Source organism: Bacillus cereus group sp. N24 (assembly GCF_016483345.1).
Taxonomy (GTDB): domain Bacteria; phylum Bacillota; class Bacilli; order Bacillales; family Bacillaceae_G; genus Bacillus_A; species Bacillus_A toyonensis.
In genome coordinates, this window is record NZ_JAEHCA010000051.1 from 1 (window position 1) to 16446 (window position 16446).

Consider the following 16446-nt stretch of genomic DNA (forward strand, 5'->3'; position numbering starts at 1 on the left):
CGGAAGTAGTTCAGTGGTAGAATACAACCTTGCCAAGGTTGGGGTCGCGGGTTCGAATCCCGTCTTCCGCTCCAATTAAATTAAATATGGCGGCATAGCCAAGTGGTAAGGCAGAGGTCTGCAAAACCTTTATCACCGGTTCAAATCCGGTTGCCGCCTTTATTATTGTGCCGATGTGGCGGAATTGGCAGACGCGCACGACTCAAAATCGTGTTCCTTCGGGAGTGTCGGTTCGACCCCGACCATCGGTATCAAGAACGGCGTAACATCAGGCTCTATACTAATTGTATAGAGTTTTTTTTTGTTTTCATCGCACTATAAAATAAGGACTAATACTATCAAAGCTCATGCTATACAGTTAAAGCAAACTGTGAAACACTAAAGGGATAAAAATGAACATTCATTTTTATCCCTTTAGTGTTTCATTTTATAGAGAATCTCTCCACCCTGGTGACATGAAGTTAAATCCGACACCACCAGTAGATATTAGCACATTATCAACTGTTAACTTTGTAATTTCTAAAAACTTCTTTTCAAACTCTTCTCTGTTGTACTTGTACATAGTTGAGTGGCACGACCACATTTGCGTTGAAGTACTCAACCATTCCCCTAATTCCTTTAATTTAGGGAATGACTCAAATTGAATTGGTTCATCTAATTTCATGAATCTCACTTGATAGATAGTTGGGTTTAGCTTTTCTCCTATCCCTTTAAGACCATGTGCTTTTTTTTCATTTAAATGTGTCATAATTCTCCCCTATCCTTCAAATCTTTGAATTCCAAAATTATTTTCCTGTTTTAATTATACAGCAATAAAAAGTAATTAGGGGGAGGTTGTGGTAATTTTTCCCTTTTTTCTTATTGTTTAGCGAGAAATAAAGTAATAAATGAAATATGATAATTTTAATCAAGAGAGAAATGAAAGTAAAAAGTATCAGTTATTTATTGTGATTCCATTTTGGCTTCGTTTCATTTTAATTCATCATGTTTAAAGAAGCTCAAAATTTTTAAAATACTTTAAAATAAAGGATTTTAGGGGGAACACTCTATATAACTATATAAATGTCACCTAGAAAGACTCAAAATCGTGTTCCTTCGGGAGTGTCGGTGCGGCCCGGACAATCGGTATCGACGATGTAAAAAGACTCTAACAGAAATGTTAGAGTCTTTTTTGTTAAATTATATTATGTGATGCTAAAATTCGTAATAAACGTAAAAATTCATGTATAATATAACTTGTCGAAAGAACAAAATGATAATGATTTATATTATGTCTGTAATATGAATCAAAAGTGAACTTTTTATATTTCTTTTAAAAATGTGTTGAATACACATTATATTTCATATTAATATTTTTATGTAGATTTAAAACGAGAAAGAGAGTGGAAAGTATGGGCCGTAAATGGAACAACATTAAAGACAAAAAAGCATCAAAAGATGCAAATACAAGCCGTATATACGCAAAATTTGGACGTGAAATTTATGTGGCAGCAAAACAAGGCGAGCCAGATCCTGAATCAAACCAAACGTTAAGAGTTGTATTAGAGCGTGCGAAAACATACAATGTACCAAGAACAATTATTGATCGTGCAATTGAAAAAGCAAAAGGCGGTTCAGAAGAAAACTATGATGAGCTTCGTTACGAAGGATTTGGACCAAATGGATCTATGGTAATTGTAGATACACTTACAAATAACGTAAACCGTACTGCAGCAGATGTACGAGCTGCATTTAGCAAAAACAGTGGTAACATGGGCGTAAATGGTTCTGTAGCTTACATGTTCGATGCGACAGCTGTTATCGGTCTTGAAGGTAAAACATCAGATGAAGTTCTTGAAATTTTAATGGAAGCAGATGTAGATGCACGTGACATTCTAGAAGAAGAAGATTCTGTTATCGTTTATGCTGAACCTGATCAATTCCACTCAGTACAATCTGCACTTAAAGATGCTGGTATTGAAGAATTTACAGTTGCAGAATTAACAATGCTTGCACAAAATGATGTAGAACTTCCTGAAGATGCTCAAGTACAATTTGAAAAAATGGTTGATGCATTAGAAGATTTAGAAGATGTACAACAAGTTTACCATAACGTAGACTTAGGCGAATAATAAAAAAGGACCCTTTCGTTTAACGAACTGGGTCTTTTTTATTGAAATAATTAAGATGATAAGGTTTTAAAGGTGTTTTGTTGTAGTTATGGAATAGGATTATAGATAGTATTTTAAATGATTGTATTTCTAGGAGGTATTTCTATGGAGCATAAAACACCAAAGCATATCGTTGCTGTAGCAGGCTATTTAACAAATGAAAAGAATGAGGTGCTTTTAACAAAAGTACATTGGCGAGCGGATACGTGGGAAATGCCTGGGGGACAGGTAGAAGAAGGAGAAGCACTCGATCAAGCTGTTTGTAGGGAAATAAAAGAGGAAACAGGATTATCGGTGAAGCCTATCGGAATTACAGGGGTCTATTATAATGCTTCTATGCATATTTTAGCTGTTGTGTTTAAAGTGGCATATGTGAGTGGTGATATAAAAATTCAACCTGAAGAAATACAAGAGGCTAAATTTATTGCTTTAAATGAAGAGAACATCGATGAGTATATAACGCGTCCTCATATGAAATCAAGAACAGTTGATGCGATGAGAGCAACGCATTTCATCCCATACGAAACGTGGGAAGTACAGCCATATAACCTTATAGGCAGGTTGTAAGAAAAGGGTAGCTATTTGAGTGTATCTCAAATAGCTACCCTTTTCTTATGTATATTACTTCAGAAAAAGGTCAAAATGATAATAAAGCTAGTATTGATTTCGAGAACATTAGTTCTGTATAATTATGATATATAATTAGATTACTAGATGTTTAAAAATAGAAATTTATAGATGATATAATAAAAGAATAAAGTGGAATCAAGGAAGTATAACGCTCTTAATTTCTACGCTGCTGTTTGTTATGAATGTTTTAAAATAATGTATATTCAATATTTCAGATGAATAGTAGATAAAAAAAGACTGTGATACAATACATTTTTATACCTTACAATGATGTAAGGTAGGTGTAAGAGAAATCGATGGGATATTTTTTTACAACAAGGTATTCTTAAGTTAAGAGATATATATGCTGTGTGGAAAAGAGGTGTTCAAGATGAAAGAACGAGTATTATCTAGAGTGAACTATCATCAAAAAGTTGCATTAAATCCAATGACTAAATTCTTTTATAAAGCCATTATTTTATTATTATTGTTAAGTTGTACGTTATTATTCGTTGGAAATATAATGATCGAGAAAAGTGATATTAGTAAATTACATGTACCGCCTAAGTTAGAGGTGCCAGAATCATTAACGCATGCATTTATCGCGACAGAAGATAAAAGGTTTTATCATCATAATGGTTTAGATTATATAGCAATTATTAGGGCGTCTGTTGAGAATATAAAAGCTGGTGGTGTTGTGCAAGGAGGAAGCACAATTACACAGCAATTATCGAAAAATGCTTTTTTAACGAATGAACGTACATTTTCTCGTAAGTGGAAAGAGATTTTTTATACAAAAAAAATTGAACGTACATTTACGAAGGATGAAATTTTAAAATTGTATGTAAGTAATATTTATTACGGAGAAGGAGCATGGGGAATTGAAAAAGCAGCCAACCTTTACTTCGGTAAAACGGTGAACCAATTAACGTTGGCTGAAAGTGCGATGATGGCTGCTGTAGTGAAAGCACCTGCTTATTACTCACCTGCGCAAAATTATGATAAAGCGGTCGAGAGACGAAATGTAGTTTTGAGATTAATGGAAAAAGAAGGATATATCAATCATGATGAGTATGTGCAAGCAGTTAGTGAGAAATTAGTAATTCGCCATGATATAAAAACAGAGCAGTCGATGTTAAATAATGCGCGTGAAAAAGCAGTAAGTTAAGAGAAGCTCTTGCATAGGAGCTTCTTTTTTTTGAATAAATTGTGACAAATTGTGACACAATATCGTCACAATTATTGTGTTTTTGTAATTTATGTGAGCGTGTTCATTGCGTGACGTATATAAGTGTTGATATTATGTGTATTGTGTACAATGCTGTATACAGAATATGAATTTAAAGAGGAATGTATATGAAATCAAATAAACTCATGGCTCTTGGTGTAGTTTTTTCTATCGCAGTATTGATTGTAATCGGAACAATTGCGTATAGCATCATAAATGACAAAAAAGATAAAGGGAATGAGATGTTTGCTTATTCTACGCAACAATCTTTAGGTAAAGATGATGCTCCGGTTAAAGTAGTTGAATTTGGAGACTTCAAATGCCCAGCATGTCGTACTTGGGATGTAACGGTATTACCACGATTAAAAGAAGAATATATTGATAAAGGTAAAGTGCAGTTATATTTTATTAACTTCCCATTTATTGGAAAAGATTCCGATTTAGGCGCAGCAGCTGGTGAAGCAATTTATAAACAAGATAAAGATTCATTCTGGACTTTCTATGATGAGATTTATCAAAGTCAAAAGAAAGATACGGAAGAATGGATTACAGAAGAATTACTTCTTAGCATTGTGAAAGAGAAACTTCCAAAAGTTGATGTAGAACAGTTTAAAAAAGATTTACACAGTAAAGAAATAAAAGAAAAAGTACGTAAAGATTCAGATCGTGCTCAAAAATTAAAAGTTCAAGGTGCTCCTTCAGTATATATAAACGGAAATCTTGCAAACCCTGATTTCGATAGTATGAAGAAGGCGATTGATAAAGAATTGAAAAAGTGATGAGGTCTCTCATCACTTTTTCGACTTTTTTCGATAAAATTCTTGCTTCCGTTTTTTTTACATGCTATACTACTTTACATAAGTTATTCTAATATCTTATATGTATTTCATATTTGCGGGTGTAGTTTAGTGGTAAAACAAGAGCCTTCCAAGCTCTGGTCGAGAGTTCGATTCTCTTCACCCGCTCCAAATTTTATTTAATGTTTTTCTAATAAATTGTGATCAACGCAGTGTTTCGTTTCTGAGATAAACGAGGCATTGCGTTTTTTAATGTTTGAAAAGCATAATTGTATGCGAAAATAGAAGTAAAGAATAGTATTCCAAAAGTGAATTGCTAACCAATACAGTCGTTACATAAGGGATGGGTTCATCTGAGGAGGCGATTAAGAATGGATTTTGAACAATTAAAGCAAGATGTAATTGCATATAGTAAAACAATTGGTATAGATAAAATAGGCTTTGCGAGTGCTTCCCCATTTGAGGAGCTAAAGCAGCGGTTAATTCAGCAGCAACAATTAAATTATCAATCTGGATTTGAAGAGTCTGATATAGAAAAAAGAACGAATCCACAGCTTTTATTACCAGGTGCAAAATCAATTATTGCGATTGCTTTAGCGTATCCTTCAAAATTAAAAAACGCACCATTAAGTAAACGTGGAGAACGCCGTGGGATTTTTTGTCGTGCCTCTTGGGGACAAGATTACCATCTTGTTTTACGAGATCGTTTGCAAAAGTTAGAGGCATATTTAATTGAAAAGCTTCCAGATATAGAAGTGAAGTCAATGGTTGATACAGGTGAGTTAAGCGATCGTGCTGTATCAGAACGTGCAGGTATCGGATGGAGTGGTAAGAACTGCGCTATTATTACACCTGAATTTGGTTCGTATGTATACTTGGGAGAAATGATTACAAACGTTCCATTTCCACCAGATCAGCCGATAGAAGATCAATGTGGAAGCTGTACAAAATGTATTGATGTTTGTCCTACAGGTGCTTTAATACAGGGTGGACAGTTAGATTCGAAGAAATGTATTGCCTTTTTAACACAGACGAAAGGGTTCCTACCTGAAGAATATCGCGATAAAATAGGTAATCGTATATATGGATGTGATACGTGTCAGACTGTTTGTCCCAAAAATAAAGGAATGGATTTTCATAATCATCCTGAGATGGAGCCAGATCCTGAATTAGTTAAACCGCTCTTAACACCACTTTTAACAATTAGTAATCGTGATTTTAAAGAGAAATATGGGATTATGTCAGGGTCATGGAGAGGTAAAAAGCCATTGCAACGAAATGCGATTTTAGCATTGGCGCATTTTAAAGAAGCATCAGCAATTCCTGATTTAATCGGTGTTATGACAGATGATCCAAGACCAGTACTACGCGGAACAGCAGCATGGGCACTTGGGAAAATTGGTGGAGATGGAGTAAGCGAAGCTATTGAGAAAGCGATGGAACGTGAAAAGGATGAAGAAGTTCTTCATGAAATGAATCGCGGGCTTGCATTGTTAGCGCAGAAAAAAGAGTAGATAATATCTCCCTTTTTCATATTGTAATATGGGAGGGAGATGAAATGGTTGTAAAAGAAAATATTGAAACACAAGTACAACAGTTTTTAGCATATGTAACAGAGAAACGAACAAATGTGGATGGTATTGCTAAAGATTTATTACAACTAGCACAAAGAAAGAAACAATTGTTTCAAAAACGTAGTGCAGATATAGTGAAAGCAACAGCAGATGTTTCTTTCATTAGACAGCTAAATAGTAGTGATTATCAAGAAATTGATTATCAAGTACATTTTAAATATTTAATTAAGCATAAAGAATTATTTTATATCGAAGAGGAACAATTAAAACGAAGAGTTTGTTTAAATAATAGCCGGATAATAGGTGATTATGCTATTGAAGTGCCAGAAGAGATTGGAATAGGTGAGACATTAGAAAGAGAAGTTACGAAAGAGAAATACGGTTCTTATCAGTATAATCGTTTAGAGGCAGTAAAATATGCAGAGCGTTGGTGGGATGATCGAAACCCAGTGTATCGCAATTTTCCTGATAATTGTACAAATTTTATTTCTCAATGTCTTCATACTGGAGAAGTACCAATGAACGGATATCCTAATATTCGTAAAGGTTGGTGGCAAAGGGAGAACCAGTGGAGTTGGAGCTGGGCTGTCGCACACTCTTTTTACTGGTACTTATCAGGTTCTACAGTTGGCCTGCGAGGAGAAGCTGTAGAAAAGCCGGAAGACCTTATTCTTGGTGATGTCATTGCTTACGATTTCGAAGATGACGGTAGGTGGAATCATACGACGATTGTAGTAGCAAAAGACGCAGATGGTATGCCACTTGTAAATGCACATTCAGCAAATAGCCGGCGGCGTTATTGGAGTTATGAGGACTCTAGTAAATACACACCACAAATGAAATATAAATTCTTTCATATTATTAATGGGTAGAGATTTTTCGTTCAAGTGGTATAATACGTAGTAGACAAAAAACAGAGGTGAATATCGCGTGGGTGTACATGTTGTTTTATATCAACCAGAAATTCCAGCAAATACAGGAAATATTGCACGTACTTGTGCAGCAACTGGAACAGAATTACATTTGATTAGACCGCTTGGGTTTTCAACGGATGACAAAATGTTAAAGCGTGCAGGATTAGATTATTGGCAGCACGTAAAAGTTACGTATTACGATTCAATTGAAGAGTTTTATGAGAAAAATAAAGACGGTGAATTCTTCTATTTAACAAAGTATGGTGAGAAAGCTCATACAGCATTTGATTATAGCAAACGTGAGAAGGATTATTATTTCGTGTTTGGAAGAGAAACAAATGGCTTACCAGCTAATGTAATCGAAGAAAACTTCGATCATTGTTTACGTATTCCAATGACGGATAAAGTACGTTCATTAAATTTATCTAATACAGCAGCAATTTTAATTTATGAAGCGTTTCGTCAACAAAATTATCCAGGATTAGATTTAGAAATCGTTTATTAAAAGTCGCCATTAGGCGGCTTTTTTTATAAATAAAAATAATATGTAGTCATACATTTTAAAAAAGGTACATATTCATATAGAATGGGATATATGATTAAAAATAGATAAGACGGGTTGAGATAAATATGAAGGAACAATATAACAATCAAAATACCTTTTTAAGTATGATAGATATGGATTTAATAAGACAAGGACTATTACATGCTATTCAAGATTTAGTATTTATTGTGAAAGTTATTGATGATGAGATCTTTAAATATATTTATATAAATAAAATAGGGATGGACTATGCTGGATTAAGTGAAGAATGTTACGGAAAAACATTTGCAGAAGTGTTATCAGGAGATAAGGTGAAAATATTACAAGAGCAATATACAAAAGTGGTGAGAGAGGCGAGAGCACACACATTTTGTGATGTAATCAGTTTCCCAACTGGTAATTTACATTATGAGTCTTCAGTTAATCCTGTATACGATGAAGAAGGGGTATGTCAATTTATTATTTGTATTACAAGGGATATTACAGCTCAGATTGAGGAGAAAGCAGAGATAGAGGAAAAACAAATGTTATTTAAGTCATTACTAGAATATAATAATGACTCCATTATATCTATAGATTCTATAGGTAGAATTACATATGCTAATCCGGCAACGTATGAAATATTTGGATACCGATATGAAGAGTTAAATAATAACTTTATTTTTAACTTTATTATTAAAGAATATGAAAAAGACTTTCAAATTATATTTAAGGAAGCTTTACAGGGGAGGGCAAAACAAATTGTTTCAAAGAAATATGTTCATAAAGAAGGATATGAACTATATATTTCTTTGAGAACGATCCCGATTATTGTGAACGGTGAAATTGTTGGGGTGTATATTGTTACGAGGGATGTTACAAGGCAAGTATTAAATGAGATGAAGACGGAATACTTAGCTTATTATGACCAATTAACAGGTTTAATGAATAGAATTTCATGCACAAACAAGCTAAATGAGTTTTTAAATGAAAATAAAGAGCTTGCACTAGTTTTCATGGATTTGGATGAATTTCATCTTATTAATGATACATTTGGTCATAAAGAAGGAGATAAAGTATTACAAAAAGTTACAGAATGTTTAAGCAATCTAGAAATAGAAGGTATGCATTTATTTAGAGAACATGATGACCAATTTGTTATGTTAATAGAAAATATAACGAAAGAATATGTAGAGGAAGTTGCAAAAAGCATATTAGAAAAGATTAGTGAACATTTTGTAATTGAAGAAGAGGACGTGTATTTAAGTGCATCAATTGGAATTGTAATGGCCCCAACAGATGGAGCCGATGAAAAAATACTTTTTCAAAGAGTTGATGCTGCTTTGGAAAAAGCAAAGGAAAAAGGAAAAGGGCATTATCATTTTTATTGTAAAGGATTAGATTGTGAACGTGAGAAAAGGTTTGTAATGGAAAATCAGTTACATCGTGCTATAGAGAAAAATGAATTTTTCTTATATTACCAGCCGCAGGTTAATATTGAAACGAAAAAAATAGCTAGTATGGAAGCTTTAATAAGATGGGAGAATAAAGAATTAGGATTTGTCCCTCCCAATCAATTTATTCCACTGGCAGAAAGAACAGGATTTATTATTAAGCTTGATGAGTGGGTAGTAGATCAAGTGTGTCAGCAAATACGTGAATGGTTAAATAAAGGGTATGAAGTGGTTCCGATTGCAGTTAATATTTCAGCTAGACATTTTCGATCTATTACATTAATAGAGATGATTACACGTGCTTTAAATAAGTACAATGTACCAGCTCATCTATTAGCGATAGAGGTGACAGAAGGAGCCCTTATACATAAAGACATATCAAAGAGAGTGTTGCTACAATTAAAAGAACAAAATTTAAAGATTCATTTAGATGATTTTGGAACAGGGTATTCGTCTTTAAGTTATTTGAAAACATATCCAATTGATACTTTGAAAATTGATCGCTCTTTTATGGAAGGTATACATGTAGATGAACGTGATACGAATATTACGGCTGCAATTATTCATTTAGCTCATACATTAGAATTGAATGTAATTGCAGAAGGAGTAGAAAAAGCAGAACAAATACAGTTTTTGAAGGAAAAAAATGTAGAAATTGTACAAGGTTATTATTATAGTCGCCCTTTATCAAAATATGATGTGGAAAATATGTATTATACATGATGTATAAAGAAAAAAGTGATGTGCTAAAAGCACATCACTTTTTATGTGTACCTGGTTTATCGTTGTAACCAGATGTGAAAATAGCTGTAAGAAATGTGAGTGATACACCTAAAATTAATAATAATTTCATATTAATACTCCCCCTACTTTTTTGATTTACGAATTCTATTTATGAATTGAAATGTATGTAAGGTTCTTAGAAGAAAAGAATTTATTTATAATGAATAGCAGTGTGAAAACTTTAATACCTATATTATACAGAATTTTCTTTGAATTTTGGAGAGAATTTTATAGCACTACTATATATTTCGTTTTGATTTAAAGAATGTTTAAGGACATCCTAGCATACCTTTTATAATAATCCGATTGAACAAGGAGATGGGGGAGGAGCTATAATGGATATTCTAAAAAAGATTGAACAGCATCGAGCAGCAGAAGAACGTTTACAATGGGAAGGTACGTTTGCGGAGTATTTGGAGCTTGTGAAAGAAAGACCATGGGTGGCTCAAACAGCACACTCTCGCATTTACAATATGATAAAAGATGCCGGAATCGAAGAAGTTGATGGTAGAAGAAAATATAATTTCTTTAGTAATCAGCTGTTTGGACTAGAGGATGCACTAGAGCGTCTTGTTGAAGAATATTTTCATCCGTCTGCAAAAAGATTAGATGTTAGAAAACGTATTTTATTATTAATGGGTCCTGTTAGTGGAGGGAAATCAACATTAGTTACGATGTTGAAACGAGGATTAGAAACATACTCACGTACAGATCGTGGAGCGATTTTTGCAATTAAAGGCTGCCCGATGCACGAAGATCCACTGCATTTAATTCCACATCATTTACGGGATGATTTCTTTGATGAGTATGGAGTGAGAATTGAAGGGAATTTATCACCATTAAATGTAATGCGTCTAGAGCAAGAATATGGGTCAAGAATTGAGGATGTAGTTGTAGAGCGTATTTTCTTCTCGGAAGATCGTCGTACAGGGATTGGTACATTTAGCCCGTCTGATCCAAAATCACAAGATATTGCCGATTTAACAGGTAGTCTAGACTTTTCAACAATTGCAGAATATGGTTCAGAATCAGATCCTCGTGCGTATCGATTTGATGGAGAATTAAATAAGGCGAACCGAGGGATGATGGAATTCCAAGAGATGTTAAAATGCGATGAGAAGTTTTTATGGCATTTATTATCGCTTACGCAAGAAGGTAATTTCAAAGCGGGAAGGTTTGCGCTTATTTCAGCAGATGAATTAATTGTAGCGCATACGAACGAAACAGAGTATCGCTCATTTATAGCAAATAAGAAAAATGAAGCATTGCATTCAAGAATTATTGTAATGCCAGTTCCATACAATTTACGAGTGAGTGAAGAGGAACATATTTATGAGAAGATGATTCATGAAAGTGATGTATCGAATGTGCATATTGCACCACACACACTTCGTGTTGCAGCGATGTTTACAATTTTAACTCGCTTAAAAGATCCGAAGCGTCCAGATATTGATTTAAACAAAAAGATGCGTTTATATGATGGTGAAATGGTAGAGGGTTATAATGCGATTGATGTAGAAGAATTGCAACGGGAATACCAAGATGAAGGTATGAGCGGTATTGACCCACGTTATGTTATTAACCGAATTTCTTCTACAATTATTAGAAAAGAAGTACCATCTATTAATGCACTAGACGTACTTCGTTCTTTAAAAGATGGATTAGACCAGCATCCATCCATTAGTAATGAAGATCGTGAGCGCTATATGAACTTCATTTCATTAGCAAGAAAAGAATATGATGAAATTGCTAAGAAAGAAGTACAAAAAGCATTCGTATATTCATACGAAGAATCGGCTAAGACACTTATGGATAATTACTTAGATAACGTTGAAGCATATTGCAATAAATCGAAATTACGTGATCCATTAACAGGTGAAGAAATGAGCCCAGATGAAAAACTAATGCGCTCAATTGAGGAACAAATTGGAATTTCAGAAAATGCGAAGAAAGCATTCCGTGAAGAAATTTTAATTCGCATCTCTGCTTATGCGCGTAAAGGAAAACGTTTCGATTATAACTCGCATGAACGTCTTCGCGAAGCGATTCAGAAGAAGCTATTTGCTGATTTAAAAGATGTCGTGAAAATCACAACATCAACGAAAACACCAGATGAAAATCAGCTTAAGAAAATCAACGATGTTGTTGCACGTTTAATTGATGAGCATGGCTATAATTCTTCTTCAGCAAATGAATTATTACGCTATGTAGGTAGCTTGCTAAATCGATAGTTTGATAACAAAACGCTGTCTCTTGTTTTTTGCGGGACAGCGTTTTATTATCCATTCATATGTGTAAAGTGTCATACCTTGTCCAAATATAATAAATTAAGATGCAATTTCATGAATTTATTGTCAATTATTTTTACAATATGCATATGATAGAGTAACCAACCATTCATACGAAAAAAGCCAACACAATACAATATGTTGCAAAGTGAAAATGTGTGCAACAATGCATTGTGTTTCTTTCTTATCAGAGGCTGAATATTTCTTTCTATTATGTGAGTGGCAAAATTTTGTTTAGGATGCTCGGAGTATTGTATGTAAAACGTTATATATGTTTATGGGGTGATTTTCGATGGGCAGTTACCTTTCAAATATTTTAGCTTGAACATTACAGAACAAAATTTATAGATTGCTGTTCATAGAGAAAGACAATTACAGTAAGGAGGGAAAGGAATGAGCGAAGAAAATCAACCAAATTATACGATTTCACAGGAAAACTGGTCCCTCCATCGCAAAGGATATGACGACCAACAGCGCCATCAAGAAAAAGTACAAGAGGCAATTAAGAATAATTTACCCGATCTTGTAACAGAAGAAAGCATTGTTATGTCTAATGGCAAGGATGTTGTAAAAATACCAATTCGTTCTTTAGATGAATATAAGATTCGGTACAATTATGATAAAAACAAACACGTTGGGCAAGGAACTGGTGATAGCAAAGTTGGTGATGTCGTTGCGAGAGATGGATCAGGTGGTCAAAAGCAAAAAGGCCCAGGAAAAGGTCAAGGTGCAGGAGATGCAGCTGGAGAAGATTATTATGAAGCTGAAGTCTCTATTTTAGAATTAGAGCAAGCGTTTTTCAAAGAGCTAGAGCTTCCTAATTTAAAGAGAAAAGAAATGGATGAAAACCGGATTGAACATATTGAATTTAATGACATTAGAAAAACAGGACTATGGGGAAATATTGATAAGAAACGAACGATGATATCCGCATATAAACGAAATGCAATGCGTGGTAAAGCATCTTTCCATCCAATTCACCAAGAGGATTTAAAGTTCCGTACTTGGAATGAAGTGTTAAAGCCAGATTCAAAAGCTGTTGTATTAGCGATGATGGATACGAGTGGATCGATGGGAATATGGGAGAAGTATATGGCACGTAGCTTCTTTTTCTGGATGACAAGATTTTTACGTACAAAGTATGAAACAGTTGATATTGAATTTATTGCTCATCATACAGAAGCGAAAGTTGTTACAGAAGAAGAATTTTTCTCAAAAGGAGAAAGTGGCGGAACGATATGTTCTTCCGTGTATAAAAAGGCATTAGAGCTTATCGATAATAAATATTCACCAGACCGCTATAATATTTATCCATTCCATTTTTCAGACGGTGATAATTTAACATCAGATAATGCGAGATGTGTAAAGCTTGTTGAAGAGCTGATGAAGAAATGTAATATGTTTGGGTATGGGGAAGTCAATCAGTACAACCGCCATAGTACGCTTATGTCAGCCTATAAAAATATTAAAGATGAGAACTTTAGATATTATATTTTAAAGCAAAAAGCAGACGTATTCCATGCGATGAAGAGCTTTTTTAAAGAAGAATCAGGAGAGAAAATGGCATAATCCCTTTTAAAAGGGATTATTTTTTTGTAAACTTTTTATTTTTTCAATTGACAATGATAATGAAAATCATTATCATTTATTCAAGAAATGATTACATTTCGAATTATATATATTGGAGGAGATGTAAAGTTGAAAAAAAATAAAAAAAAACATATAAATGCAATGATTATAGCGGCGGCGTTATCACTTCCATTTGCTGTGTATTCGACACCTGCTTTAGCGGCGGTAGCAATTGAGGCAAATAAAACGGGACAAGGTTTAGAAGATGGTACATATGACGCTGTTATTAAAGCGTATAAAGATAAAACGAATGAACAGTCTATGGCAGCTGTTTATATAAAGGATCCGAAATTAACAATTGAGAATGGAAAGAAAATTGTAACAGCAACGTTAAGTGATAGCGATTTCTTCCAATACTTGAAAACAGAGGATATTCATACTCCTGGTGTGTTTCATGATGTAAAGGTTATATCAGAAGACAAAAAGAAAAATGGAACGAAGGTTATTCAATTTGAAGTTGGGGAATTGGGAAAAAGATATAATATGCAAATGCATATTTATATTCCAACGATGGCCTATGATAATAAATATCAAGTGCAGTTTGAAGTAAATGCTTTAAATTTAGAAAACAATGTTTCAGAAAAGGAAAATAGAGAGGATAAAGTGGAACAACAAGATGAAAGCGGAAATGTAATATTAGATAAGCAATTACAAAGGCATATTAATAAACATAATTTAAATAGAGAAAATATAAATGATCCAATAACTAAGGAAGATTTATTAAAGATTAAAACATTATCCATTTATTCAGGTGAAGGAATAAATGAAATAGCTGGTTTAGAACATATGACAAATTTAGAGAAGTTGACGTTAAGAGAATCTAATGTAACAGATATATCAGCCATCTCGAAACTGAGAGATTTGAAGTACGTAGATTTAACTTCTAATCCAATTAAAAATATTCATCCAATTGAGCAGTTAGAGAATATTAATATGCTTTTTTTAAGAGATAATAAAATTTCTGATCTTACACCATTAAGTAAAATGAAAAAAATTAAAACATTAGATTTAGTTGGGAATAACATTGAAGACATCCAGCCATTATTTACATTATCAACTATGAAACAGTTATACTTAGCCAATAATCAAATCAGTGATCTTACTGGAATTAACCAATTAAGTAATGTGGAACTATTATGGATAGGGAACAATAAAATTAGTAATGTTGAATCTATTAGTAAAATGAGTAATCTTATTGAACTAGAAATTGCTGATAGTGAAATAAAGGATATATCACCATTATCTAAATTAGGAAAATTACAAGTACTGAATTTAGAAGAGAATTATATCTCTGATATATCACCGCTGAGTAATTTAACAGATTTACATGAGATGAACCTAGGAGCGAATCAAATTGCTGACGTAAGGCCTGTTGAGGAATTGGGTAAGCGAATTTCAATTGATATTCAACGACAAAAAATCTTTTTAGATGAAGCAAGCGTAGATGAAGAAATACAAATTCCAATATACAATCTTAAAGGGGAGCCACTTCATAATATCAATTTAAAAAGTGAGGGGGCCATTCTGAATAATGGATTTATAAAATGGAATAGTCCTGGAGAAAAAACATATGAATTTAGATTAGATACAAGCTCTGGTGAAAGTAAAATAAGATTTAATGGGATGGTTGTCCAGAAAATAGTTGAAAAACAAAAAGAAAGTCAAAATGTAATCCTGGATAAACATTTACAACAACATATTAATAAAGAGAATTTAGGTAGAGAGAATTTAAACGCTCCTATAACAAAAGAAGATTTATTACAGATTAAAACATTAGAGATACTTAAAGAAAAAGGAAAAGAGATAAAAGATGTAACAGGTTTAGAGTACATGACGAACTTAGAAAACCTCACTTTAGAAGGAGTAGGCTTGAAAAATATTGAGTTCATCTCAAATTTGAAACAATTAAATATTGTGAATGTATCTCATAATCAAATTGAAGATATAACACCGTTATCTTCATTAAAAAACTTACAGTGGTTAAATCTTGCAGACAATCATATTAAAGATGTAACGGTTATTGGTTCAATGCTGGACTTACTTAGCTTGAATTTAGCAGGGAATGAGATTCGTGATGTAAGACCGCTAATACAATTAGGGCAGTGGTTTTCAATTGATGTCGGGAGACAAACAATCATTTTAGATGAAGCAAAAGTAAATGAAGAAATTCAAGTCCCTGTATATGACTTAGAAGGAGAAGCTATTGACAATATCAAAATGATAGGTGAGGGCGGAACGCTTAATAACGGAGTAATAAAATGGAGTACCCCAGGTGAAAAGGTATATAAATTTGATTTAGATTCTGATGAAATTAGTATAAGTTTTAATGGAACGGTAATCCAAAATATAGTTGAAAAAGAAGAAGTGACAGAACCGGTAAAAGAAGTTGAAGAAACGAAAGAAGAAGTAAAAGAGCCAGCAAAAGAAGTTGAAGAAACGAAAGAAGAAGTAAAAGAGCCAGCAAAAGAAGTTGAAGAAACGAAAGAAGAAGTAAAAG

The 16446-nt window shown here is 33.4% G+C and carries 12 protein-coding genes and 3 tRNA genes; 14 read left to right on the plus strand and 1 reads right to left on the minus strand.

What is annotated here, in order from left to right; translation table 11 throughout:
* The first annotated feature begins 88 nt into the window (after positions 1-88).
* Positions 89-159, plus strand: a tRNA-Cys gene (locus JDS95_RS29505).
* 10 nt (positions 160-169) lie between these two features.
* A tRNA-Leu gene (locus tag JDS95_RS29510) sits at positions 170-251 on the plus strand.
* A 176-nt stretch (positions 252-427) separates the two neighbouring features.
* Here JDS95_RS29510 and JDS95_RS29515 read toward each other — a convergent pair.
* Positions 428-748 carry a DUF3884 family protein gene (locus JDS95_RS29515; protein ID WP_000149352.1) on the minus strand — a complete coding sequence of 107 codons (321 nt, stop codon included), beginning with the start codon at positions 746-748 and terminating at the stop codon, positions 428-430.
* A 643-nt stretch (positions 749-1391) separates the two neighbouring features.
* Between JDS95_RS29515 and JDS95_RS29520 the strand changes: the two genes are divergently transcribed.
* The 12 genes from JDS95_RS29520 to JDS95_RS29575 all read left to right on the plus strand — a co-directional run.
* Entirely contained in the window at positions 1392-2111 is a 720-nt protein-coding gene (locus JDS95_RS29520) for a YebC/PmpR family DNA-binding transcriptional regulator (protein ID WP_000532958.1), read from the plus strand.
* 144 nt (positions 2112-2255) lie between these two features.
* Positions 2256-2717, plus strand: coding sequence for an NUDIX hydrolase (locus JDS95_RS29525; protein ID WP_000400461.1), 462 nt, complete (start codon positions 2256-2258; stop codon positions 2715-2717).
* A gap of 433 nt (positions 2718-3150) precedes the next feature.
* Entirely contained in the window at positions 3151-3927 is a 777-nt protein-coding gene (locus JDS95_RS29530; RefSeq protein WP_000664700.1) for a transglycosylase domain-containing protein, read from the plus strand.
* A 188-nt stretch (positions 3928-4115) separates the two neighbouring features.
* A complete protein-coding gene (locus JDS95_RS29535; protein ID WP_000841321.1) occupies positions 4116-4766 on the plus strand; it encodes a DsbA family protein in 651 nt (216 codons plus the stop codon).
* Positions 4767-4881: 115 nt separating this feature from the next.
* Positions 4882-4955, plus strand: a tRNA-Gly gene (locus JDS95_RS29540).
* Between the two features lie 200 nt (positions 4956-5155).
* Positions 5156-6298 (plus strand): tRNA epoxyqueuosine(34) reductase QueG, encoded by a 1143-nt coding sequence (gene queG, locus JDS95_RS29545; RefSeq protein ID WP_000345229.1) that lies wholly within the window; start codon positions 5156-5158, stop codon positions 6296-6298.
* 44 nt (positions 6299-6342) lie between these two features.
* Positions 6343-7230: an amidase domain-containing protein gene (locus JDS95_RS29550; protein WP_000260518.1), complete on the plus strand. Its 888-nt coding sequence runs from the start codon at positions 6343-6345 to the stop codon at positions 7228-7230.
* Positions 7231-7288: 58 nt separating this feature from the next.
* The gene (gene trmL, locus JDS95_RS29555) at positions 7289-7777 is read left to right on the plus strand and encodes a tRNA (uridine(34)/cytosine(34)/5-carboxymethylaminomethyluridine(34)-2'-O)-methyltransferase TrmL (RefSeq protein ID WP_000538149.1); all 489 of its coding nucleotides are present in this window, start codon (positions 7289-7291) and stop codon (positions 7775-7777) included.
* Positions 7778-7902: 125 nt separating this feature from the next.
* Positions 7903-9972, plus strand: coding sequence for a sensor domain-containing protein (locus tag JDS95_RS29560; RefSeq protein ID WP_085451227.1), 2070 nt, complete (start codon positions 7903-7905; stop codon positions 9970-9972).
* Positions 9973-10367: 395 nt separating this feature from the next.
* On the plus strand, positions 10368-12263 hold the full coding sequence (locus JDS95_RS29565; RefSeq protein WP_000353271.1) for a PrkA family serine protein kinase: 1896 nt from the start codon (positions 10368-10370) through the stop codon (positions 12261-12263).
* A 450-nt stretch (positions 12264-12713) separates the two neighbouring features.
* Positions 12714-13889, plus strand: coding sequence for a sporulation protein YhbH (gene yhbH, locus JDS95_RS29570; RefSeq protein ID WP_001288242.1), 1176 nt, complete (start codon positions 12714-12716; stop codon positions 13887-13889).
* Between the two features lie 129 nt (positions 13890-14018).
* On the plus strand, positions 14019-16446 hold a 2428-nt coding region (locus tag JDS95_RS29575), incomplete at its 3' end, for a leucine-rich repeat domain-containing protein (RefSeq protein WP_199690993.1).